At 66.0% G+C, this 21,797-nt stretch carries 19 protein-coding genes; 15 read left to right on the forward strand and 4 right to left on the reverse strand.

All coding sequences use genetic code 11. From position 1 onward, the window contains the following. Positions 1-9: 9 nt before the first annotated feature. Positions 10-789, forward strand: coding sequence for an OmpA family protein (locus ASR47_RS25585; RefSeq protein WP_065310739.1), 780 nt, complete (start codon positions 10-12; stop codon positions 787-789). Here the strand turns inward: ASR47_RS25585 and icmH are convergent, their stop codons facing one another. From icmH to tssJ, 3 genes are read right to left on the reverse strand one after another with little or no spacing between them, the layout of a single operon-like run. Further along, complete coding sequence (gene icmH, locus ASR47_RS25590) at positions 790-1,569, reverse strand: type IVB secretion system protein IcmH/DotU (RefSeq protein WP_065310600.1); 780 nt, start codon at positions 1,567-1,569, stop codon at positions 790-792. It lies immediately after the preceding gene. Continuing rightward, positions 1,566-2,930: a type VI secretion system baseplate subunit TssK gene (tssK, locus tag ASR47_RS25595; RefSeq protein ID WP_065310601.1), complete on the reverse strand. Its 1,365-nt coding sequence runs from the start codon at positions 2,928-2,930 to the stop codon at positions 1,566-1,568. The genes icmH and tssK overlap by 4 nt, the downstream gene beginning before the upstream one ends. Positions 2,931-2,984: 54 nt before the next feature. After that, entirely contained in the window at positions 2,985-3,563 is a 579-nt protein-coding gene (gene tssJ, locus ASR47_RS25600) for a type VI secretion system lipoprotein TssJ (protein WP_065310602.1), read from the reverse strand. Between tssJ and ASR47_RS27260 the strand changes: the two genes are divergently transcribed. The 13 genes from ASR47_RS27260 (at position 3,562) to ASR47_RS25660 (ending at position 16,403) form a co-directional block, all read left to right on the forward strand. Continuing rightward, positions 3,562-3,807 (forward strand): hypothetical protein, encoded by a 246-nt coding sequence (locus ASR47_RS27260; protein WP_150127968.1) that lies wholly within the window; start codon positions 3,562-3,564, stop codon positions 3,805-3,807. The two genes, tssJ and ASR47_RS27260, sit on opposite strands and share 2 nt — an antisense overlap. A gap of 30 nt (positions 3,808-3,837) precedes the next feature. Then, positions 3,838-4,428: a tetratricopeptide repeat protein gene (locus ASR47_RS25605; protein WP_065310603.1), complete on the forward strand. Its 591-nt coding sequence runs from the start codon at positions 3,838-3,840 to the stop codon at positions 4,426-4,428. A 59-nt stretch (positions 4,429-4,487) separates the two neighbouring features. Continuing rightward, positions 4,488-4,997: a type VI secretion system contractile sheath small subunit gene (gene tssB / locus ASR47_RS25610; RefSeq protein ID WP_065310604.1), complete on the forward strand. Its 510-nt coding sequence runs from the start codon at positions 4,488-4,490 to the stop codon at positions 4,995-4,997. Between the two features lies 1 nt (position 4,998). After that, a complete protein-coding gene (tssC, locus tag ASR47_RS25615) occupies positions 4,999-6,489 on the forward strand; it encodes a type VI secretion system contractile sheath large subunit (RefSeq protein WP_065310605.1) in 1,491 nt (496 codons plus the stop codon). 36 nt (positions 6,490-6,525) lie between these two features. Beyond that, on the forward strand, positions 6,526-7,017 hold the full coding sequence (locus ASR47_RS25620) for an Hcp family type VI secretion system effector (protein ID WP_065310606.1): 492 nt from the start codon (positions 6,526-6,528) through the stop codon (positions 7,015-7,017). A 72-nt stretch (positions 7,018-7,089) separates the two neighbouring features. Then, complete coding sequence (tssE, locus tag ASR47_RS25625) at positions 7,090-7,581, forward strand: type VI secretion system baseplate subunit TssE (RefSeq protein ID WP_065310740.1); 492 nt, start codon at positions 7,090-7,092, stop codon at positions 7,579-7,581. Then, the gene (gene tssH, locus ASR47_RS25630; protein ID WP_065310607.1) at positions 7,578-10,217 is read left to right on the forward strand and encodes a type VI secretion system ATPase TssH; all 2,640 of its coding nucleotides are present in this window, start codon (positions 7,578-7,580) and stop codon (positions 10,215-10,217) included. Before tssE ends, tssH begins: the two co-directional genes overlap by 4 nt. A gap of 20 nt (positions 10,218-10,237) precedes the next feature. After that, positions 10,238-11,266: a type VI secretion system protein TssA gene (gene tssA, locus ASR47_RS25635; RefSeq protein WP_065310608.1), complete on the forward strand. Its 1,029-nt coding sequence runs from the start codon at positions 10,238-10,240 to the stop codon at positions 11,264-11,266. 21 nt (positions 11,267-11,287) lie between these two features. Then, positions 11,288-12,091, forward strand: a complete 804-nt coding sequence (locus ASR47_RS25640) for a substrate-binding periplasmic protein (protein ID WP_065310609.1) — start codon at positions 11,288-11,290, stop codon at positions 12,089-12,091. A gap of 40 nt (positions 12,092-12,131) precedes the next feature. Then, positions 12,132-12,650 carry a lipocalin family protein gene (locus tag ASR47_RS25645; RefSeq protein ID WP_065310610.1) on the forward strand — a complete coding sequence of 173 codons (519 nt, stop codon included), beginning with the start codon at positions 12,132-12,134 and terminating at the stop codon, positions 12,648-12,650. Positions 12,651-12,775: 125 nt separating this feature from the next. Next, positions 12,776-14,443: a methyl-accepting chemotaxis protein gene (locus tag ASR47_RS25650; RefSeq protein ID WP_065310611.1), complete on the forward strand. Its 1,668-nt coding sequence runs from the start codon at positions 12,776-12,778 to the stop codon at positions 14,441-14,443. Between the two features lie 55 nt (positions 14,444-14,498). Beyond that, a complete protein-coding gene (locus ASR47_RS25655) occupies positions 14,499-15,146 on the forward strand; it encodes a tRNA-uridine aminocarboxypropyltransferase (RefSeq protein WP_065310612.1) in 648 nt (215 codons plus the stop codon). A gap of 123 nt (positions 15,147-15,269) precedes the next feature. Then, a complete protein-coding gene (locus tag ASR47_RS25660; RefSeq protein ID WP_065310741.1) occupies positions 15,270-16,403 on the forward strand; it encodes a PA0069 family radical SAM protein in 1,134 nt (377 codons plus the stop codon). Here ASR47_RS25660 and ASR47_RS27650 read toward each other — a convergent pair. Beyond that, positions 16,400-16,630, reverse strand: coding sequence for a hypothetical protein (locus tag ASR47_RS27650; protein ID WP_065310613.1), 231 nt, complete (start codon positions 16,628-16,630; stop codon positions 16,400-16,402). The genes ASR47_RS25660 and ASR47_RS27650 overlap by 4 nt on opposite strands. 169 nt (positions 16,631-16,799) lie before the next feature. On the opposite strand from ASR47_RS27650, the gene ASR47_RS25670 reads away from it, so the two are divergent. Beyond that, positions 16,800-21,794 carry a diguanylate cyclase domain-containing protein gene (locus ASR47_RS25670; RefSeq protein ID WP_065310614.1) on the forward strand — a complete coding sequence of 1,665 codons (4,995 nt, stop codon included), beginning with the start codon at positions 16,800-16,802 and terminating at the stop codon, positions 21,792-21,794. Positions 21,795-21,797: the final 3 nt, after the last annotated feature.

A 21,797-nucleotide genomic window follows, 5' to 3' on the forward strand; every position in this document is an offset into this window, starting at 1 on the left:
AGGATGGTGATGAAACCATTGACCTTGTTCCTGCTGCTGGCGGCACTGTTCAACGTTCAGGCGCAAACCCAGGCGCCGGCGCCAGCGTCGCCGCAACCGGGCCAGATCCTGGTGACCGGCACCGTTGCCGACGAAGCATCGAAGGCGGCCGTGCTGGCGCGCCTGCGCGAACTGTATGGCTTTGACCGCGTGGTCGACCAGATGGCGGTGGGCGCGGTGGCGGTGCCGGCCAACTGGAACGCCCATGTGCAAAAACTGCTGGCGCCCAATCTGAAACTGATCACGCGCGGCCAGCTGACCATTGATGGCAGCAGCGTCAATCTGCGCGGCGAAGTGGCCAACGAAGCGCAGCGCCAGCAGATCGCCAGCGAGATCGCCACCAGTCTCAATCCCACCTACACCGTCCACAACGGCTTGCGCGTGGCCGCCGCCGAGCAGAACGTGCTGGACGCGGCGCTCGACAAGCGCACCATCGAATTTGACAGCGGCCAGGCCAGCATTACAGCGCACGGCCTGGCCATCCTCGACGAGATGGCGGCCGCCATGCACCAGCTCAAGGGCCGCAAGGTGGAGGTGATCGGGCATACGGACAATACCGGCCTGCGCGCCAGCAATGTGTCGCTGAGCCAGGCGCGCGCCGACGCCGTGCGCAATTACCTGGCCGGCAAGGGCATCGCGCCCGACACCGTGCTGACCTCGGGCCAGGGCCCGGACCGCCCGGTGGCCAGCAATGCGACGGTCGATGGCCGGGCCAGGAACCGGCGCATCGAGTTTCGCATCGCGCAGTAACTACGGTAGCGTGATGGTCAGGTGCGCGGGGCGTGGCGCCAGCTTGACCAGGTCGGCGTAGGCGGCCAGCGTGGCGTGCGTATTGCGCGTCAGGTGGGCGCGCAAGCCCAGGTAGGCGCACAGCGCCAGCAGCGCGAAAATGCTGCTCAAGGCCCACAGCGGCACGTCGCTGCGGCGCTTGTTGACCACCTGGTCGGGGCGCTCGGCGCGCGGCGCGAAGCCACGGCTCTTGCCCTTGATATGGGCGATCTCTTCGCCGAGGCGGGCCGTCAGGTAGCTGAGCTTTTCGCCGCCGTCGATCGCATATTTGCCCTGGAAACCCATCAGCAAACACATATGAAACACCTGCAGCGCCTGCACCCGCATGGCGCCCTTGCCGCGCAGCGCGTCGAGGCGGTCAAAAAAGTGCTCGCCGGCCAGCTGGTCGCCAAAGATCAGCAGCTGCAGCGGCCGGCGTTCCCAGGGCTTGCGGATCTCGAACGGCGAAGCGAGGATGATCTCGTCGACGGCGGCGCAGAACGCGTACTTGGCCGCGTCGATATCGCCGTCATCGGCGCGCATCTTTTTCGCTTCGCGCGTGTAATCGGCCAAAAAGGTGTTGATGCGCTCCATGAAGCCGTCCTCGTCGCCGGGGCAGCCGCCGTTTTTGATCAAAAACAGCATGTAGAAGCCTTCATGCATCAGGTCGAGCAGGGCGCTGCCGGCGTTGGCGGCGGAGTCGGAGCCGGAGCCGCGTCCCAGCAACGAGGGCGCCGAGCGGCGTTCGATGAGCTGGCTCATGCCGTCACCGCGATCAGTTCGAGCTGCAGTTCGCGTATGCCGGCCGGCACATAGACGCAAATCGATTGCGCCTTGAGCATGTGTTGGTACAGCGCGCCACGGTTATCGAGCGCAAAGTAGTACGTGTCGGGCCGCACGGGGATCGCCGCCGGCACTTGCGGCGCATGCGACAGTTTCACGCCCGGCATGGCCGACAGCACGCATTTTTCCACATCGTCGGGCGCGCCCACTTTCACGCGCAGCGGCACGATGTCGACCAGCTCGATGGCCGGCATGGCGGCGCGGATCGCCAGGTACAAGGTGGTGTGCTGGTCGACCTTGCCCGAATCGAGCTTGCCCAGATAGTAGGACGGCTTGTCTTCCGCCAGGGCGATGGAGAAATACTTCGACGAGATGACGGTGTCGAGCAGTTCGCGGATGATGGCGTCGATGGCGGCAAAGCAGGCGGCCGGCCGCGCATGGTCGTAGGCGGGCAGGCTGGCCAGGGTGTGCTGGCGCGCGTAGCTGAGCAGGCCGCCGGCCAGCGACAGCAGCGCTTCGTACAAGCGTTCCGGGTGCAGCGCCGGGTGGCGCACATAGTGCATCAGGGCGGCGGCGGCCGTGCTGGCCGTATGCAGCAGCCAGAACGAGGACACGTCGCCCGAGCGGAACTCGATCACGTTGCGGCTCGGTTCGCGGTGGTGGCCATGCAGCGCCGCCACCTTGGCCTGCAAGGCGTCGAGCAGGTGTTCGAGCAGCTCCTGCAGGCGCGGCGCGCCGGCGATCGACAGGCTGGGCGCCATGAACGAGGGCAGCGGCTCGAAGCCGCCCGTCACGGTGCGGCGCAGCGCGATCAGCGGCAGGCAGTCATACGAGCCGCGCGCTTCGCTGTCGGGGATCAGGCGCACGCTCGTTTTCAGGTAGGCTACGTCGGCCACGCTGGCGCCTGTGTACAGGTCGGGCGTGGCGCGCATCGCGTGCGCAAAGCGCGTGGCGGGCGGCGTGCCGGCGCTGGCCTGCGCCGTATAGTTCAGGCCATCGAGGTCCAGCACCGGCAGCGCGGCGTAATACGTCACTTCCTGCAGCGCGGCCGGCAAGGCGGCCAGGTCGATCGGCGGCGGCAGGCTGTCGGCGCTGCTGCCGTCGCCGCTTGCATCGAACACTAAGCCGTCGCGGAAAATCGCCGACAGCGCCTGCAGGCGCAGGGTGCCGGTTTTCAGCGCATCGAGATCCCATGCCATGTACGCCACGCCCCAGGCATACGGGTGCAGTGCGCTGGCGGTCTGGTGCAGCCGGCTTTCATGATATTGATCCTGGCGCTGGAAGTGCTGCGGCCGCAAGAACAGGCCCTCTCCCCACAGGACTTTCGCTGCCATGGCCATGCCGTTCTCCTTGTGTCGGTGGTGTGGTTTTGATGCGCTTGTTGTCATTGCCTGTCATTGCTGGCAGCGCGCGCCGGCGATGCCGGCCTGCGCGCCGACGCTCAATGCGCAGGCATGCAGGCCGACGGTGATGCCTTCGCGCTCGGCCTCAACGGCCGCAAAGGTGGCGCGCCAGCGCTGCGCGGCGGGTGCGCGAAACAGCGCCACCACGCCGATAAAGGCCGCGTCGCGGCCGACCTTTTCCTCGATCTCGTAGCGCTGGCCCGGCACCAGCAGCACTTCCTGCACTTCCAGCAGGTCGGCGCCCAGCAGCGCTTTTTCCCGGGCCGCATCGAGAAAACTGTCGTATGGCGCCTGCTCGAAGGCGGCGCTCTGGCGCAGCTTGTAGATGCGCGCCACCAGCGCCAGTGGCCGGCCCTCGGCATCGGTATTGAGGCGCTGGCCCGCGTGCAGGCGGATGCGGACATTGCGCGGCGGCTTCTGCGCTTCCGGCACCTCGGGTGCCGGCTTGGCAAGGCCGGCCATCTGCAGCGCCGCATTGGCCAGGCCGCCGATGGCACCACCGGCGCAGCCGGCCAGCGACAGCAGCAACAGCGTGCAGGCGGCGCGGCGCAGCGGCAGGGAAGGGCACATGGCTGGCCTCTCAAAAAGTAAACGTACGGAAATAGAGTGCTGCCGCTATTTAAACGCATGGTGCAACTGGCCGTTTGCGCTGGCACAAACCCCATACCTGAGCGTTCAATTGCCTGCGCCAGATCAGGGTTTGGTGACGCTGATCGCACGGCTGAGCGGAACTTATTCTTTGCTGATCAAGCTCAAGCTGGCAAAAAATAGCGCGATCAATATGGCCTCCATTGGCGTCGCCCATCTTTCCTAGCGGCAGCGTCATTTACGTGAAGGAAACAAGATGACGTCACGCACGTATCTGCCCCGCCCGGCCTGCCTGGCCGGCGCCCTCCTGCTGGCCGCCTGCACCACCGCGCCGCCTCCCGCACCGACGCCGGCGCCTAAGCCGACCCTGACCCAGGTGCTGTCCGACGCCGATGCGGCCGCGCGCGCCGGCCAGTACGACCAGGCCTATGCCTTGCTGGAAAAAGGCGGCAGCGCCTACCCGGCCGACAAGGCGCCATGGCTGCAGATGGCGCAGATGAAATTCGATCGCGGCCAATATGGCGACGCCATCGGCCATGCGCTCGAAGCGCTCGAACGCGACCCCGATGACAAGGTCGCCAACAGCATCGTCGCCGTCAGCGGCCTGCGCCTGTCGGGCAAGGCGCTGGCCGATTTGTCGCGGCAAAACAATCTGAATGGCTCGCTGCGCTCGGAAGCGCAGGAACTGGCCAAGCTGCTGCGCGCCAGCATCGGCGAGGAGGTGCTGGTGCCGCCAGCCAGGCGTCCGGCCGCCGGTGGCAGGCGCGCGGCGGCATCGTCCGCACCGGCGCCGGCAGCCGCACCGGCTGTAAAAGGCGGTGCTGATCCGTTCAGCGGCTTGAAGTAGGCAGCATCCCTATCGGGCGCCATGGCGGCGCCCGCCATCGACTTTGCGAAGGAAATCCCATGGCCAAGCCTGACAGTGTCCAGAAGCGCCTGCAGCAGGTGCGCGCGCCGCGCGTGCAGATGACGTATGACGTGGAGATCGGCGACACGATAGAAAACAAGGAGCTGCCCTTCGTGGTCGGCGTGCTGGGCGACTTCGGCGGCGACTCCGAAGTCGAGAAGCGGCGCCTGAAGGACCGCAAGTTCGTCGGCATCGACATGGACAACTTCGACGAGGTGCTGGGCAGCGTCGAGCCGGTGGCGCGCTTCCAGGTGCCCAACCGCCTGAGCGACGAAGGCGGCACCTTTCAGGTCGACCTGCGCTTTCGCGCCATGAGCGATTTTCGCCCCGAGTCGGTGGTGCGGCAGGTCGAGCCGCTGCGCCGCCTGCTTGAAGCGCGCACCAAGCTGGCCGACCTGCGCAACAAACTGGCCGGCAACGACAAGCTGGAAGATCTGCTGACGGAAGTGCTGAACAACACCGACAGCCTGGCCGCTCTGCAACCGCAACGCGCGATCAAGGAGGATTGAGATGAATGCACAGGCAGAAATCCAGGCCTCGCCCGCTTTTGCGGCGGCGGCATCGACCGACCTGCTCGACCAGATCGTCGAACAGAGCCGGGTCGCCAAGTCCGACGCCGAACATGCGCGCGCGCGCGACCTGATCGCCGAACTGGTGGGCCAGGTGCTCGATGGCACGGTGCTGATGTCCTCCAGCCTGTCGGCCACCCTGGACGCGCGCGTGGCGCAGATCGATCAGTTGATCTCGGCCCAGCTGAGCGAAGTGATGCACACGCCGGCCTTCCAGCAGCTCGAGCAGAGCTGGACCGGCCTGCACTACCTGGTCGGCAATTCCGAGACCGGCACGCGGCTGCAGATCCGCATGTTCAACGCCACCAAGCGCGAACTGGTCAAGGACTTCCAGTCGGCGCTGGAGTTCGATCAGAGCAGCATGTTCAAGAAGATCTACGAAGAGGAATTCGGCACCTTCGGCGGCGCGCCGTTCGCCGCGCTGCTGGGCGACTACGCCATTTCGCGCCAGCCCGAAGACATGTATTTCATCGAGCAGATGTCGCATATCGCCGCCGCCGCGCACGCACCGTTCATCGCCTCGGCCGCGCCGGAACTGTTTGGCCTGGAAACCTATGGCGACCTGGGCAAGCCGCGCGACCTGGCCAAGGTGTTCGACACCATCGAATACGCCAAATGGAAGGCCTTTCGCGAGTCCGAAGATGCGCGTTACGTGGGCCTGACCCTGCCGCGCTTCCTGGGCCGGCTGCCGTTCAATCCGGTCGACGGTACCACCGTCGAAGGCTTCAACTTTGTCGAGGAAGTCGACGGCAGCGACCATCAAAAATACCTGTGGTGCAACGCCGCCTATGCGTTTGGCAGCAAGCTCACGCGCGCCTTTTCCGACTACGGCTGGTGCGCCGCGATCCGTGGCGTGGAAGGCGGCGGCCTGGTCGACGATTTGCCGACCCACACCTTCAAGACGGACGAAGGCGATGTGGCGCTGAAATGCCCGGCCGAAGTGGCCATTACCGACCGGCGCGAAAAGGAATTGTCGGACCTTGGTTTCATCTCGCTGGTGCACTGCAAGAATACGGCCTATGCGGCCTTCTTCGGCGCCCAGTCGACGCAGAAGAGCCGCAAGTACAACAGCGAGGCGGCCAACGCCAACGCGCTGCTGTCGTCGCAGCTGCAGTACATCTTTGCCGTCTCGCGCATCGCCCACTACATGAAGGCCATGATGCGCGACAAGATCGGCAGCTTTTCGGCCGCCTCGAATGTCGAGGATTTCCTGAACCGCTGGCTGATGACCTATGTGCTGCTCGACGATAACGCCAGCCAGGAACAGAAGGCTCAGTTTCCGCTGCGCGAAGCGTCGGTGCAGGTGCACGAAGTGCCGGGACGGCCCGGCGTGTACCGCGCCGTGTCGTTTTTGCGGCCTCATTTCCAGCTCGACGAGCTGTCCGTTTCGCTCCGACTGGTCGCGGAGTTGCCGAAGTCGACCAATTCCTGATTCATCCGATTTTTTGTTCAACCAGAGGAGCACACCATGGCAATCGATGTATATCTGCAGATAGACGGTATCAAGGGCGAATCGACCGATGACAAGCACAAGGACTGGATCGAGTGCAAATCGGTCAGCTGGAGCGTGGAGCAGCCCAAGTCAGCCACCGCCTCGACCGGCGGCGGCCACACGGCAGAACGCTGCGAGCACAAGGACATCGTCATCTCCAAGCTGGCCGACCTGTCCTCGCCGGTGCTGCTGCAGACCTGCTCGGCCGGCAAGACGATCCCGAAAGCGCGCTTCGAATTCATGCGCGCCGATGGCCAGGGCGAGCGCGTCAAGTATTTTGAAATCGAGATCGAGAACGTGCTGATCGGCGCCGTCACGCCCAACGTGGAAGAAGGCGACATCCTCGGCGAACACGTGGGCTTCAAGTTCTCGAAAGTGAAGTGGAAATACACGCAGCAAAAGGTGACGGGCGGCGCCGGCGGCAATACCTCGGGCGGCTGGGACCTGGCGGCCAACCGCGTGGTGTGATGGCGCGGCGTTAGCTTCCGGCAGCAGCGCGGCAGGCAGATGTCTGCCGCGTTCTTTTTCAACGAGGTTGTGATGCCATCTCCATTGAATCCAGCAGCCGGCTTCGTGCCGGGCCTGTTCGACCGCCTGATGGGCGAGGGCGCCGCCGGCGGCAATCTGGCGCGATTGTCGATCGAGCAGTTGAAGGATGCGGTGGCGCGCGACCTCGAAGAGCTGCTCAACACGCGCGTGGCCCTGCCGGCCGGTGCGCTCGACGGCTTTCCCGAATGCGCCGCCTCCATCGTCAACTATGGCCTGATCGACTTTGCCGGCATGTGTTTGTCCAGCAGCGACGACCGCGCCCGCATCTGCGCCGCATTGAAAGCGGCCATCGAGCGCCACGAACCGCGCCTGCGCCATGTGCGCGCGCGCCTGGAGCGCGAAGCTGGCGCCATCAACCGCGTCAGCTTTGTCATCAGCGCCACCCTGGCCGTGGCGCACGCCAGTGAACCCGTCAATTTCGACGCCGTGCTGCAGCCGTCATCGCTGCGCTATTCGATCAACCGCAAGGGAGCCGCCGCATGAGCAACAACCTCAAGACCCTGATCGCCAAACTCAACGACACGGCGCGCACGGCCGCCACGCGCGCCGCCAGTATCTGCATGGGGCTGGGCCAGTACGAAGTCGATATCGAACACCTGTTTCTGGCGCTGCTGGAGCAGGAACGCAGCGATGTCGCGGTGGCCGCGCGCCGCAGCGATATCAGCCTCACGGCGCTGGAAGCGGACCTGCGCCGCGAGATCGGCAACTTCAGGACCGGCAGCGCGCGCACGCCCGTGTTCTCGCGCCACTTGCCGCTGCTGTTCGAGCATGCCTGGCTGATCGCGTCCCTTGGCACGGCGCAGCCGGCGGCCATCCGCAGCCGGCACCTGCTGCTGGCATTGCTGACGGAGCCGGAACTGTCGCAGCTGGCCTATCGCGGCTCGACCCTGTTTGCACGCTTCAGCGTCGAGCAGCTGAAACACCATCCCGACAAACTGACGGCCGGCTCGCAGGAAGAGGCCGCCACGATAGCGCAAGCCGACGCGGCGCCAGGCGACGCCGTCGCCAGCCTGGCCAGCCAGACGCCGGCGCTGGACCAGTTCACCACCGACCTGACGCAGCTGGCGCGCGATGGCAAGCTCGATCCGGTGATCGGGCGCGAAAACGAGATCCGCCAGGCGGTCGATATTTTGCTGCGCCGGCGCCAGAACAACCCCATCCTCACCGGCGAAGCGGGTGTCGGCAAGACCGCCGTGGTCGAAGGCCTGGCCTTGCGCATCGCCGCCGGCGACGTGCCCGAGGTGTTGCAGGGCGCGCGCATCCACGCGCTCGACATGGGCCTGCTGCAGGCCGGTGCCAGCGTCAAGGGCGAGTTCGAAAGCCGGCTCAAAAACGTCATCGACGAAGTGGGCAAGAGCGTCCATCCCGTGATCCTGTTCATCGACGAAGCGCACACCATGATCGGCGCCGGCGGCCAGGCCGGCCAGAACGATGCGGCCAATCTGCTGAAACCGGCCCTGGCGCGCGGCGCCCTGCGCACCATCGCCGCCACCACCTGGAGTGAATACAAAAAGTATTTTGAAAAGGATGCGGCGCTGGCGCGGCGTTTTCAGGTCGTCAAAGTGGAGGAGCCGAGCGAAGAAATCGCCTGCGCCATGCTGCGCGCGATGGCGCCGCTGATGGAGCGCCATTTCCATATCCGCGTGCGCGACGAAGCGATTGTCGACGCGGTGCGCCTGTCGCACCGCTATATCAGCGGGCGGCAGCTGCCCGACAAGGCCGTCAGCGTGCTCGATACGGCCTGCGCCCAGGTGGCGCTGGGGCAAAGCGCGACGCCGGCGCAGCTGGACAACGCCAGCCGGCAGCTCGAGCGCATCGGCGCTGAAATCGCCGCGCTGCAGCGCGAAGAGATCGGCGGCGAGCCGCCGGACCGGGCATCGACTGCGCGATTGCGCCAGCTGCGGGGCGAAGCCGAGCACGGCCAGCAAACCATCGCCGCGCTGGCGCAGCGCTGGCAGGCGGAAAAGTCGCTGGTGGCACAGATTGGCGAACTGCGCGCCGGCCTGCACAGGGAGCGGGCCGGCGCGGCGGGTGCGGCGGCTTTGCTGGCGTTGAAAACAGAACTGGCGGCGCTGCAGGGCGAAGCGCCATTGGCGCCACTGGAAGTCGATGCGCAGGTGGTGGCCGGCATTGTCGCCGGCTGGACCGGCATCCCGCTGGGCAAAATGGTCAAGGACGAGATCCGCACCGTCCTGACCCTGGACGCGGCCCTTGGCGGGCGTGTGCTGGGCCAGCCGCATGTGGTCCAGGCGGTGGCGCAGCGGGTGCGCACGGCGCGCGCCAGCCTGGACGACCCGGACAAGCCGCAGGCCGTGTTTTTGTTTACCGGCCCGTCCGGCACCGGCAAGACCGAAACGGCGCTGGCGCTGGCCGACCTGCTGTACGGCGGCGAGCGCAAACTCATTACCATCAACATGAGCGAATACCAGGAAGCGCACAGCGTGGCCGGCCTGAAAGGCTCGCCCCCGGGCTATGTCGGCTATGGCGAGGGCGGCGTGCTGACCGAGGCCGTGCGGCGCCAGCCGTACAGCGTGGTGCTGCTCGACGAGGCCGAAAAAGCCCATCCCGACGTGCTCGAACTGTTTTTCCAGGTGTTCGACAAGGGCGTGCTCGACGATGCGGAAGGGCGCGAAATCGATTTTCGCAACACCATCATCATCGCCACCTCGAATATGGCTTCCGGCGCCATGATGGCGGCTTGCCTGAACCAGCCGCCGGACAGCCTGCCCACTCCCGAGGCTTTGGCAGAGCTGGTGCGCCCGCAACTGATGAAGCACTTCAAACCGGCCTTCCTGGGGCGCCTGAAGGTGCTGCCGTTCTACCCCCTGAGTGACGACGTGCTGGCCGAGATCGTCAAGCTGAAACTGGCGCGCATCGGCGAGCGCATCGCGCGCAACCACCAGGCCCGTTTCAGCCATGACGATGCGCTGGTCGAGGCGGTACTGGCGCGCTGCACCGAAGTCGATTCGGGCGCACGCAATGTCGACCAGATCCTCAATGGCAGCGTGCTGCCCGAGATCGCCGTGGCGGTGCTGGCGCGCATGGCCGGGGCGCTGCCGCTGTCGAGCATTCACGTGGGCGCCAACGCCCAGGGCCAGTTCAGCTACACCATCCATTAACGCTTTCAAGGGAGCGCACCATGTTCAACCTCGACCAACTGCTGCAGCCGGTCAGCCAGATCAGGCCCTGCGGCGAGGACATCACTTTCAGCCAGGAGCTCGATGCCGTCGCCCGCGCGCGCCAGCACGACGACCCCAGCCTCGACCAGGGCGAATGGGTGGTGGCCTTGAAAGAAGCCGACTGGCCGTTTGTCGCCACCCGCTGCGAGCAGTTGATCACCTCGCACAGCAAGGACTTGCGGGTGGCCGTCTGGCTGGCCGAGGCGCACGCCAGGACGCGCCATTTTCGTGGCCTTGGCGACGGCTTTGCGCTGCTGGCGGGCCTGTGCGAACGCTACTGGGATGGCCTGTATCCGCCGATCGAAGACGGCGACCCGGAGCAGCGCATCGGCAACCTGTTCTGGCTGCTCACGCGCACGCCGCAACTGGTGCGCGAAGTGCCGCTGACCGATGGCGCCGACGGCAGGTTCTCCTTGCAGGACTTCGATGCGGCGCGCCAGCGCGCGGCGGCCAGTGCGCAGGCGCCGGACCAGGGCTGGGGCGAGGTGCGCCAGGAAGAGGGCGCGACCCTGGCGCAGATGGAAGCGGCGCGGCAGAAAAACCCGCGCCCGTTCAGCGACGCGCTGCTGGCCGATGCGCAGTATTGCATGCAGTCGCTGCTGGCGCTGGAGCGCTGCGTCGACGCGCGCTTCGGCCTCGATGGCCCGAGCTTTCGCGCCGCCCGCGAAGCGCTGGAAAACGCCATCCACTTCATTGCCCCGATGCCGCTGGGCGCGGAACTGGTGGCGGCGCTGCCCGGTGCGCCGCCCGCCAGCGGCGCAGGCAATGTCGGCGCCATTGTGCAGCGCCAGCAGGCGCTGGCACAGCTGCGCCAGGTGGCCGATTTTTTCCGCCGCACCGAGCCGCACAGCCCGGTGGCGTATCTGGCCGACAAGGCCGCCAGCTGGGGCGAGATGCCGCTGCACCTGTGGCTGCGCGCCGTCGTCAAGGACCAGGGCACGCTGGCCCGGCTCGACGAGATGCTCGGTAGCGACGCGGCGCAGGGCTGAGCTCCGTGCTACCCTTGCCGCATGATAAAAACGATCTTGCCGCCTGCGGCGCTTTGCCTGTTCCTTGCCAGCGTTGCGGTGCGGGCCGCGCCGCCGCAGCCATTGACCATCTATGGCGATGATGGCTATCCGCCGTATTCCTATGTCGAAGACGGCCAGATGAAGGGCATTTATACGGACATCCTGCGCGAAGCGCTGCGCGCCATGCCGCAGTACCAGGTGCGCCTGCTGCCGGTGCCGTGGAAGCGCGGCGTGCTGATGATGCAGGCCGGCGACGCCTTCGCGCTGTATCCGCCCTATAAACTGGCCGGCGAACGGCCGACGGTCACCTACTCGATACCGCTGCTGACCGAGCATGTGGTGGTGTTCTGCAACCAGGACGTGGCGGCGCGGCGCCCGCTTGCCAGCTGGCCGCTGGACTATCGCGGCCTGCGCATTGGCCTCAATGCCGGTTTCCTGGTGGGCGACGAGGCCTATCATGCGGCCGTCAAGTCGGGCGCGCTGGTGGTCGATGCGGTCAAGGGCACGCGCAGCAATCTGCTCAAGCTGATGCGTGGGCGGATCGATTGCTATATCAATGACCGGCTGTCGGTGCAATCGGAACTGCAGCGCCTGCACGGCGAGGGGCAGCTGGTGCCGTCGATGCTGGCCGTGCGTGAAACGGCGCAGCTGGCCAGCCAGCAGGGCTACCTCGGTTACGGCCCGGCGCTGCCAGCGACAGCACCTTACCGCGCCGACTTTATCGCCCGCTTCAATGCGGTGATCGCGCAGATGCAGCGCAGCGGCGCCATCGCCCGCATTGTCGAACGCGCCGTGCCGCACTGACACGCTACAATCGCCACCAACTATTTCCCTGGAGCTCACCATGAAAAATCTGCTGTTGCCGCTGATGCTGGCCGCGCTGCTGACCGGCTGCGTCGGCCGTCCCGACAATATCGTGCCCGTGACCAATTTCAACACCACCAAATACCTGGGCAAATGGTATGAAATCGCCCGTCTCGACCACTCCTTCGAACGCGGCCTGAGCCATGTGACGGCCGACTACAGCCTGCGCCAGGATGGCGGCCTGAAGGTCGTCAACCGTGGCTACAAGGATGCGGACGCCGTCTGGAAAGAATCCGAAGGCAAGGCCTACTTTGTCGACAAGCCGGACGAGGGCTTTCTGAAGGTGTCGTTTTTCGGCCCTTTCTATGGTTCCTACATCGTTTTCGACCTCGATCAGCAGGACTACAGCTATTCGATGATCAGTGGTCCCGACAAGTCGTATTTCTGGCTGCTGTCGCGCACGCCCACCATGGATCCGGCCCTGCAGAAGCGTTTGATCGACAAGGCGCAAGGACTCGGTTTCGATACCTCGAAGCTGATTGTCGTCAACCAGAACTGACGTTATTTCACGTTGTTGCTTTTTTGAATGTTGTTCCTTGCAATGCCTATCTGATTCGCTCACAATCGGGATCAGCGCGCGACGCGCCTGCGACTGCGCGGCAACTTTTCAGATAGGACTGCATCATGAAAAACCTCAAGATCGGCGTACGTCTCGGTGGAGGTTTTGCCGCGGTACTGGTACTGCTCACCACGCTTACCGTGGTGGGCATCGTGCAGATGCAAAATGCCAGCCGCGAAACCGAGGACCTGGTTCACGTCAAGGTGCGCAACGAGCGCCTGATCGCCGAATGGGCCAAGGTGATCGAAGTCAATGCGGCGCGCACGGCGGCCGCCTGGAAGGTCAGCGACCCCGAACACCAAAAACAATTCGAAAAAGAAATGGCGGTCTCGTCCGCGCGCGCCACGGAAATCCAGGACGCCATCGGCAAAAGCCAGCTGAGTGACCAGGAAAAAGCGCTGTACCAGGACGTACTGGCCACGCGCAAGGCGTATACGGAAGTGCGCAGGAATGTGTTCAAGGCCAAGAATGCGGGCGACCTGGAACTGGGCAAGCGTCTGTACGAAGGCGACATGGCCGCCAGGCGCGATATCTACCTGGCCTCGCTCGACAAGCTGGCCAAGCTGGAAGCGCAGCTGCTCGACGTGACCGCAGGCGAGCTGCGCGCCGGCTACGAAAACGGCCGCCTGCTGCTCATTTCGCTGGGCCTGGCCGCCATCGCGCTGGGCATTGCCTGCGCCTACTGGATCACGCGCTCGATCACGCGGCCCATCACGCGCGCCGTGGCAGTGGCGCAAGCGGTCTCGACTGGTGACCTGACCAGCCGGATCGTGGTCGACAGTACGGATGAAACGGGGCAGCTGATGCAGGCCCTGAAAGAAATGAACGACAAACTGGTCAGCATCGTCGGCCAGGTGCGCACCAGCACCGATGCCATCGGCACCGCGTCGAGCGAAATTGCGGCGGGCAACCTCGACCTGTCTTCGCGCACCGAGCAGCAGGCCAGCTCGCTCGAAGAGACGGCCTCGTCAATGGAAGAGCTGACCTCGACCGTCAAACGCAATGCCGACAATGCGCGCAGCGCCAACCAGCTGGCCATCGACGCCTCGCAGATCGCCAGCCGTGGCGGCGTGGTGGTGTCGGAAGTGGTCAGCACCATGGGTTCGATCAACGAGTCCTCGCGCAAGATTGTCGACATTATCAGCGTGATCGATGCGATCGCTTTCCAGACCAATATCCTGGCCCTGAATGCGGCCGTCGAAGCGGCGCGCGCGGGCGAGCAGGGCAGGGGCTTTGCCGTGGTCGCCAGCGAGGTGCGCGGCCTGGCCCAGCGCTCCAGCCAGGCCGCAAAAGAAATCAAGGGCCTGATCGACGACTCCGTGCAAAAGGTCGAAGCCGGCTCGCAGCTGGTGGACAAGGCCGGCCGCACCATGGACGAGATCGTGCAGAGCATCAGCCATGTGACACAGATCATGAACCAGATTACCGACGCCAGCGAACAGCAGCGTTCCGGCATCGAACAGGTCAACCAGGCCATCGGCCAGATGGATCAAGTCACCCAGCAAAACGCGGCGCTGGTCGAAGAAGCGGCGGCCGCCGCCGAATCGATGCAGGAGCAGGCCACGCGCCTGACCGACGTGGTGGGCCTGTTCAAGCTCGACGCCAGCCAGGTGACGCGCGCGGTTGCCGCCGCGCCCGTGACGACGCGCCGTCCGCAGGCTGTGGCCGTGGCCGCAGCAGGCAAGCCACGCAAGGCGGTGGCGGCAACTGGCAGCGACTGGGAAGAGTTTTAGGCGTAAGCGCGGTGGGGCGCTACAATCGCGTTCCTGATGCACAGATGCCCCGTCCATGACTTCCCAGCCTGATCTTGTTTCTGCCCGCCGCGATCGCTGCGCCGATTGCCTGCGGGCGCAGTCCGCCTGTATCTGCCAGTGGGTGCGGCCGCTACCCCACAGCGTGGAGATATTGCTGCTCCAGCATCCGCTGGAAGTGTACAACGCCAAGGGCAGTGCGCGCTTGCTGCACCTGAGCCTGCCAAACAGCCGGCTGGTCACGGGCGAAGCGTTTGCCGTTGCAGAGCTCGACGCGCTGCTGGCCGGCAAACACAACCTGCTGCTGTATCCGGACACGCCCGGCGACCGCTCGCTGGGCATCGCGCCGCCGCCATCGCTTGATGAGACCATGCTGCCGGACGTGGGCGGCTTGCGGCTGGTGGTGCTGGACGCCACCTGGCGCAAGAGCCGCAAGATGCTGTACCTCAATCCCGCCCTGCAGCGCCTGCCGCGCTTGCCGCTGCGCGACACGCCGCCGTCGCACTACCTGATTCGCAAGGCGCATGCGCCCGACCAGCTGTCGACCCTGGAAGCGACCTGCTACGCGCTGATGCAGCTTGAAGATGAGGCCGCCCGTTTTGCACCCATGATCACCGCATTTGACGGCTTTGTCGCTCAGCAGTTGAGCTATATCACCGCATTTGATGCAAAAAACCTGAAATAAGCGCGGCATCCCCCTTGATCTTGCTGTGACAGCGGCATAGTATACTGTACGTATATACAGTTGATGGGGCCGTTCATGAAAGCAATCTTCCCGGAGCATGACGACAGTTTTGCCGGCCAGGTGATGCTGCCGCCGCAATCGCTCAAGGCACGCAAGGGCCGTGGCGCCGTCTCCAACCTGCAGGGCCGCTACGAAATACAAGGGCGCGCAGGCTTCGATGACGGCTGGAGCTTGCCCCCGGACGATGCCGACGAGGCCGCCGCGCCGTGGAAAACCCAGGTCAGCGACGAGCAGGCGCGCACCATCCTGTCGCGCAACACCTCGCCCGACCTGCCGTTCGGTGTCTCGCTCAACCCGTATCGCGGTTGCGAGCACGGCTGCATCTACTGCTTTGCGCGCCCCACCCACAGCTACCTGGGCCTGTCGCCGGGATTCGATTTTGAAAGCCGCATCTTCGCCAAGGTCAACGCGCCCGAACTGCTGCGCCGCGAGCTGGCCAAGGCCTCGTACGTGCCCGAGCCGATCGCGCTGGGCGTCAACACCGATGCCTACCAGCCCTGCGAGCGCGAGCGCCAGCTGACGCGCCGCGTGCTCGAAGTGCTGCACGAATGCGACCATCCGGTGGGGCTGATCACCAAGTCCTCGCTGATCGAGCGCGATATCGACCTGCTCGCGCCGATGGCGGCGCGCCGTCTGGCGTCGGTGGCGATCACTCTCACCACCCTCGACCCGGCCATTTCGCGCACCCTGGAGCCGCGCGCGGCCGCCCCGGCGCGGCGCTTGCGCACCATCCGCACCTTGACCGACGCCGGCATTCCGGTCGGCGTCAGCATCGCGCCCATCATCCCGTTCGTGACGGAACCGGAGATCGAACAGTTATTGGAAGCGGTGCGCGACGCCGGCGCCATCAACGCCCATTACGTGGTGCTGCGCCTGCCGTGGGAAGTCAACCCCCTGTTCCAGCAGTGGCTCGAAGCCCATTTCCCGGAACGCGCCCAGCGCGTGATGAACCGCGTGCGCGAAATGCGCGGCGGCAAGGACTACGACAGCAGTTTTGGCGCGCGCATGCATGGCGAAGGCGTGTGGGCCGACCTGATACGCCAGCGTTTTGAAAAAGCCGTGCACCGCCTGGGCCTGCACGGCAAGGGCGGGCGCTTCAAGCAGCTCGACGGCAGCCAGTTCCGCCGCCCGCTGGTAGTGCCGGCTACGGGGTTCAAGGGCAAGGCTGGCAATGCGGGGCAGCTCGATCTGTTTTAGCTGGCATCAATGGCCGGGCGCCTGCCCTGGCCGCACAGCCCGGTCGCCAAAGGTTTTTCGCCAGTCCCTGGGGCTGACCTGGAAACGCTACTTGCAGTGCGGGCGCAGCAAGGCGGAGTCTGGAAGCCGGCCAGGCCGGGGATGCGCTCGATCGACAAGGAGGTTGTTTCCAGCAGCTCGCGCGTGCGCTGCTGCCGTTCGTTGACGAGCCAGTGGACCAGGGTCATGCCGCGCCGCCAGGCCGGCGTGCATCGCGGAGCTGCTTATACATGAGCACCAACACTTACTGCTGATATAATACCTACAATGACGTAATATAACGATACTATAACGATACTTAGCGACACTCAGCTCTGCTGGTGCTTCCGCCATCATTCCGCACCGCAAGCCCAGCCCATGCGCTCCCTTTTCGACTACGAGATCATCGAACAGCTCCATAGCGGACCCCGTTCACTGGTCTGCCGCGCCAGCACGCCTGATGGCACGGCGCTGATCGTCAAGATTCCCAACCAGCCATTTCCCTCGTTCCAGCAACTGGCCAGCTTCAAGCGCGGGTATGCCTGCGCGCGCCTGTGCCGCCACCCCGGCGTCGTGCATCCGCTGGCGCTGGAACTGCATGGCGGGCGCTGGACCATGCTCCAGGAAGACAGCGGCGCCCTGTCGCTGGACCGGGTGCTGCGCGCACGGCTGGCAGACCGCCAGGCATGGTCGCAACCGGCGCTGGCGCTGGACGATTTGTTCGACATCGCGCTGCAATTGTGCGCGGCGCTCGAGGCGGTCCATCTGCAGGGCCTGATCCACAAGGATATCAATCCCTCGAACTTGTTGTGGCATGGCGAACGGCGGCAGCTGCAGCTGATTGATTTCGGCATCGCCAGCGAACTGGCGTCGCCAGACCCTGGCGGCGCCGGCGCTCAGCAGCTGGAAGGCACGCTGCGCTACATGGCGCCGGAACAGACCGGGCGCATGAACCGCCGCGTCGATCACCGCGCCGATTTCTACGCGCTGGGCGCCACCTTGTACGAGCTATTAACCGGCCAGGCGCCGTTCGAGGCGCGCGACGAGATGGAACTCGTGCACTGCCATATTGCGCGCAGCCCGGACTGGTCGCATCCGGCGCTGGCCAGGCTGCCCGGCCAGCTGCTGCCCATCATCCAGCGCCTGCTGGAAAAAAATCCGGAGCAGCGCTACCAGAGCCTGCAGGGCCTGCGCAACGACCTGGCGGCGTGCCGCGCGCCGCTGGCGGCGCAGCCGCATCAGTTGTCGTTTCACGACAGCCGCTTCCTGGTGCCGGCCACCTTGCTTGGACGCGACGCTGCCGTCGCCAGCCTGCTGGCGGCGCTCGGGCGCAGTGACGCGGGCGCGTGCGAGCTGCTGCTGGTGGCGGGCAGCTCGGGGATCGGCAAGTCGGCGCTGGTCAATGAAGTGCGTACGCCCGTGATGGCCCGACGCGGCTTTTTTGTGTCCGGCAAGCTGGACCTGCTGCAGCGCGAGGTACCGTATGCGGCGCTGGTGCGGGCTTTCCAGGCGCTGGTGCACCACTTGCTGGGGCAGCCTGACGACACGCTGCGGCAGTGGGCCGGCAAGCTGCGCGATGCGCTCGGCGGCGGCATGGGGGCGATGGTCGAACTGATCCCCGAATTGTCCCTGATCGTAGGCGCCACCGAGGCGCTGCCGGCGGCCACGCCGTCACAGGCGCAGTTGCGCCTGGACCGCCTGTTTCCCGGCTTTGTCGACGTCTTCGCCTCCGCAGGGCGGCCGCTGGTGCTGTTTCTCGACGACCTGCAATGGGCCGATGCGGCCACCTTGAGGATGATCGAGCTGCTGCTGGTGGCCTGCGACAAAAGCCGCCTGCTGATCATCGGCGCCTACCGCGACAATGAGGTGGGCGCGGCGCACCCCTTGATCGCGCTGCGCGACAAGCTGCTGGGGCGTGGCGCGCGCGTGTCGACGCTGGCCCTGTGCGCCCTGAGCGAGCCGCAGGTGGCGCAGCTGGTGGCGGCCACCGTGCGCGTGGCGGCGCCGGGCTGCGCCGCGCTGGCCCGCATGTGCTACCAGAAGACGGCCGGCAATCCGTTTTTCCTCAGGCAGTTCCTCGCCACCCTCAACGATGACGGCCATTTGCGCTACCGGGCGGACGGCGACTGCTGGGACTGGGACCTGCCGGCGATCAAGCAGGCCAGGTATACCGACAACGTGGTCGACGCCCTGCTCGATAAGATCCGCCGCCTGCCCGGGCAGACGCAGCAGCTGCTGCCGCTGGCCGCGTCCAGCGGCAACCGCTTCACGCTCGGCACGCTGGCGCTGGCCGTCGATCGCGCGCCCGGCCAAGTGCGGCAAGACCTGGCGCCGGCGCTCGTTGCCGGCCTGGTGCTGCCTTCGGCCGGTGCTGGCGAGGGCGTCGACCGCTACCGGTTTCTGCACGACCGGGTGCAGCAGGCCGCGTATCTGGCCGTCGATGCCGGCGCGCGCGCGGCCAACCACCTGCTGCTGGGCCGCTTGCTGCTGGCGCACACCAGCGACGAGCAGCGCGACGGCAAATTGTTCGACATCGTCGAGCAGCTCAACGCGGGCCGCGCACTGATCGGCGACGCACGGGAAAGAGTGCAACTGGCCGCACTGAACCTGCAGGCGGGCGAGAAGGCCCGGCGCTGCGCCGCCTTCCAGGCCACGCTGGAGCATATGCGCACGGGACTCGAACTGCTGCCGGCGCAGGCCGGGCACGGCGAGTCTGGCCTGTGGCTCGAACTGCAGCTGGGGGCGGCCGAAGCGAGCTACCTGTGTGGCCAGTTCGATGCCGCCGAAGCGATCTACGCCCTGGTGCGCGAACGCGCCCTGGCGCCGTTGCAGCAGGTGCGCTGCTTCGCCATCCAGGCGCACCAGTATCAATTGCAGGGCCGCCTGCTCGAAGCCATCGCCGTGCAGCGCGAAGCACTGGCGCTGCTGGGCATGGCCATTCCGCACGAGGTGGCGCACATGAAGGCGCGCTTCGACGAGATACACTGTGATATCGGGCAGCTGCCTGGCGCCCGTGCGCCCGAGGCCTTGCTGGCGGCCGGCGACATGCCGGACCCGGTTGACGTGGCCGCGATGCAGATGATGCATGGCCTGTGGATGGCCAGCTACTACGCCGGGCAACAGGATCTCAGCGCGCTGATGGTGGTGTCGATGACGCGGCTGTCGATGCGGCGGGGCAGCAGCGATTTCAGCGCCGTTGCCTACGTCGGCTACGCCATGATGATTGCGCTGTACCAGGGCGATGCGGTGCGCGGCCACGATTTTGGCGCCATGGCGCTGCTGCTGGCCAGGCGCCGCGCCAATCTGCAGGCGCGCACGCAAACCGGCCTGATATTCGCCGCGATGGCCAGCCACTGGACGCAGCCGCTGCGCCATTCCGACGCCCTGTATGAGGAAGCGCTGGGCTGGGCGCTGGAAATCGGCGACTTCGTCCAGGTCGGCGTGGTGGCGGCCGTGCGCGCCACCGAGCGGCTGATCCTGGGCGACTACCTGCCGCACTTGCTGCTCGATATCGAGCAGCACCTGGCGCTGATGCGCGCCAACGGCCAGCAGGCGATGGCCGATTGCTGCGTCGCCGGTGCCTTGGCGCCGATCAGGTGTTTGATGGGGCTGACAGCGCGCAGCGACAGTTACGACGATGCACTCTTCAGCGAGGCCGGTTTTCTCGAGCAATACGGTCACTCCCGGCTGTATCGTGCCTATTTTTTGCAAGGGAAAATCCGCAACGCCTACCTGTTCGACAGCGCCGACGCCGAGCCGCTGGCGGCGCAGCTCACGCGCGTTACCGGCATCATGCGCGGCCAGGCCAAGGTGGTCGAGTCCAGCTTCTACGCCGCGCTGATCTGGCTGCGCGCCTTGCGGCGCGATCGCGCACGCCCTGACGCGGCCGATCTGCTCGCACGGGTCGAAGCGCTGCAAGACAGCCTCGCCGCCTGGGCCAGCCAGGGTTCCGACACCAGCGCGGCCAGGCATCTGCTGGTGCAGGCCGAGATGGCGCGCTACCGCAACGAGCTGCAGATCGCCACGCGCAGCTATCAGCAGGCGATCGCCGCCGCCGGCCTGGCCGGCCAGGTGAACATGCAGGCGCTGGGCAATGAGCTGTGCGGCGAATGCTGGATCGAGCACGAGCATCCGCGCGTGGCCGCCGTGTTCATGATCGACGCCATCGCCCATTACGAACAGTGGGGTGCGCACGGCAAGGTAGCGCAGCTGCGCGCGATCCATGCCGTGCCCATGTCCAGGATACGGGCGCATGCCGGCGCCAGCGTGCATGCCGGCGCCGCGCTCGACATGGTGTCGCTGCTGAAAGCGGCCACCACTTTGTCAAACGAAGTCGGCCTGGGCAATGTGCTGACACGCCTGATCGCCATCGTCTGCGAAAACGCCGGCGCCCAGGTGGCGCGCCTGCTGCTGCTGTCCGATGGCGCTTACCGTGTCGAGGCCGAGATCGACGGCGACGCCATCACCGTGCTGCAATCGCGCCAGCTGGACCTCGATGCCGCCAGCGACCCGCAGTTCCCGCTGTCGCTGCTGCGCTACGTGATGCGCACCGGCGTCGAAGTGATCGAAGACGGCGTCACGGGCGCGTCGCGCTTTGCCGCCGACCCGTATGTGCGGCAGCGCGCACGCGCCATCATGTGCCTGCCGATCCGGCATGGCGGCCAGATCGACGGCATTTTGTACTTCGAGAACCGGCTGGCCGATGCTTCGTTTACGCACGAACGCGTGACGTTCCTGCGCATGCTGGGCGCGCAGGCGATGATCTCGATCGCCAGCGCCCGGCTGCATGACAGCCTCGAACGGCGCGTTGCCGAACGTACCGAACAGCTGGAGGCCGCCAACCGCCAGCTGGCGACCCTGTCGATCACCGATGGCCTGACAGGCCTGGCGAACCGTCGCCATTTCGACGATGTGCTGCGCAGCGAACATGCGCGGTCGACGCGCGCCGGCCAGCCGCTGTCGGTGATCATGCTCGATGTCGATTACTTCAAGCGCTACAACGACCGCTACGGCCACCAGGCCGGCGACACTTGCCTGGTCAAGGTGGCGCAGGCGCTGTTGAAATGCATGCGGCGCGCCAGCGACCTGACTGCCCGTTACGGTGGCGAAGAGTTTTCGATCGTGCTGCCCGATACCGGCGTGGCGGAGGCGCGCCAGATCGGCGACGCATTGCGCGCCACGATCGAAGCGCTCGGCATGGTCCATGCCGGTGCGGACGCCGGACAGGTCACGATCAGCGTCGGCATCGCCGTGCAGCCGGCGCTTGGCGCCTTTGATGCCGACGCGCTGCTGCGCCTGGCCGATGCCGCGCTGTACCGCGCCAAGGATGCCGGACGCAACTGCGTGGTGGTGGAGACACTGGCGCCGGGCTGAGCG

The sequence above is a fragment of the Janthinobacterium psychrotolerans genome (assembly GCF_001677885.1).
Lineage (GTDB): Bacteria > Pseudomonadota > Gammaproteobacteria > Burkholderiales > Burkholderiaceae_D > Janthinobacterium > Janthinobacterium psychrotolerans.

Bases quoted from the DNA above. Each gene is read 5' to 3' on its own strand.
- ASR47_RS25650 (WP_065310611.1), top strand. From the start codon at position 12,776: ATGAAAAACCTCAAGATCGGCGTACGTCTCGGTGGAGGTTTTGCCGCG.
- ASR47_RS25585 (WP_065310739.1), top strand. From the start codon at position 10: ATGAAACCATTGACCTTGTTCCTGCTGCTGGCGGCACTGTTCAACGTT.
- ASR47_RS25640 (WP_065310609.1), top strand. From the start codon at position 11,288: ATGATAAAAACGATCTTGCCGCCTGCGGCGCTTTGCCTGTTCCTTGCC.
- ASR47_RS25655 (WP_065310612.1), top strand. From the start codon at position 14,499: ATGACTTCCCAGCCTGATCTTGTTTCTGCCCGCCGCGATCGCTGCGCC.
- tssK (WP_065310601.1), bottom strand. From the start codon at position 2,930: ATGGCCATGGCAGCGAAAGTCCTGTGGGGAGAGGGCCTGTTCTTGCGG.
- ASR47_RS25620 (WP_065310606.1), top strand. From the start codon at position 6,526: ATGGCAATCGATGTATATCTGCAGATAGACGGTATCAAGGGCGAATCG.
- ASR47_RS25670 (WP_065310614.1), top strand. From the start codon at position 16,800: ATGCGCTCCCTTTTCGACTACGAGATCATCGAACAGCTCCATAGCGGA.
- tssE (WP_065310740.1), top strand. From the start codon at position 7,090: ATGCCATCTCCATTGAATCCAGCAGCCGGCTTCGTGCCGGGCCTGTTC.
- tssA (WP_065310608.1), top strand. From the start codon at position 10,238: ATGTTCAACCTCGACCAACTGCTGCAGCCGGTCAGCCAGATCAGGCCC.
- ASR47_RS25605 (WP_065310603.1), top strand. From the start codon at position 3,838: ATGACGTCACGCACGTATCTGCCCCGCCCGGCCTGCCTGGCCGGCGCC.
- tssH (WP_065310607.1), top strand. From the start codon at position 7,578: ATGAGCAACAACCTCAAGACCCTGATCGCCAAACTCAACGACACGGCG.
- ASR47_RS27650 (WP_065310613.1), bottom strand. From the start codon at position 16,630: ATGACCCTGGTCCACTGGCTCGTCAACGAACGGCAGCAGCGCACGCGC.
- tssB (WP_065310604.1), top strand. From the start codon at position 4,488: ATGGCCAAGCCTGACAGTGTCCAGAAGCGCCTGCAGCAGGTGCGCGCG.
- ASR47_RS27260 (WP_150127968.1), top strand. From the start codon at position 3,562: ATGGCTGGCCTCTCAAAAAGTAAACGTACGGAAATAGAGTGCTGCCGC.
- icmH (WP_065310600.1), bottom strand. From the start codon at position 1,569: ATGAGCCAGCTCATCGAACGCCGCTCGGCGCCCTCGTTGCTGGGACGC.
- tssJ (WP_065310602.1), bottom strand. From the start codon at position 3,563: ATGTGCCCTTCCCTGCCGCTGCGCCGCGCCGCCTGCACGCTGTTGCTG.
- ASR47_RS25645 (WP_065310610.1), top strand. From the start codon at position 12,132: ATGAAAAATCTGCTGTTGCCGCTGATGCTGGCCGCGCTGCTGACCGGC.
- tssC (WP_065310605.1), top strand. From the start codon at position 4,999: ATGAATGCACAGGCAGAAATCCAGGCCTCGCCCGCTTTTGCGGCGGCG.
- ASR47_RS25660 (WP_065310741.1), top strand. From the start codon at position 15,270: ATGCTGCCGCCGCAATCGCTCAAGGCACGCAAGGGCCGTGGCGCCGTC.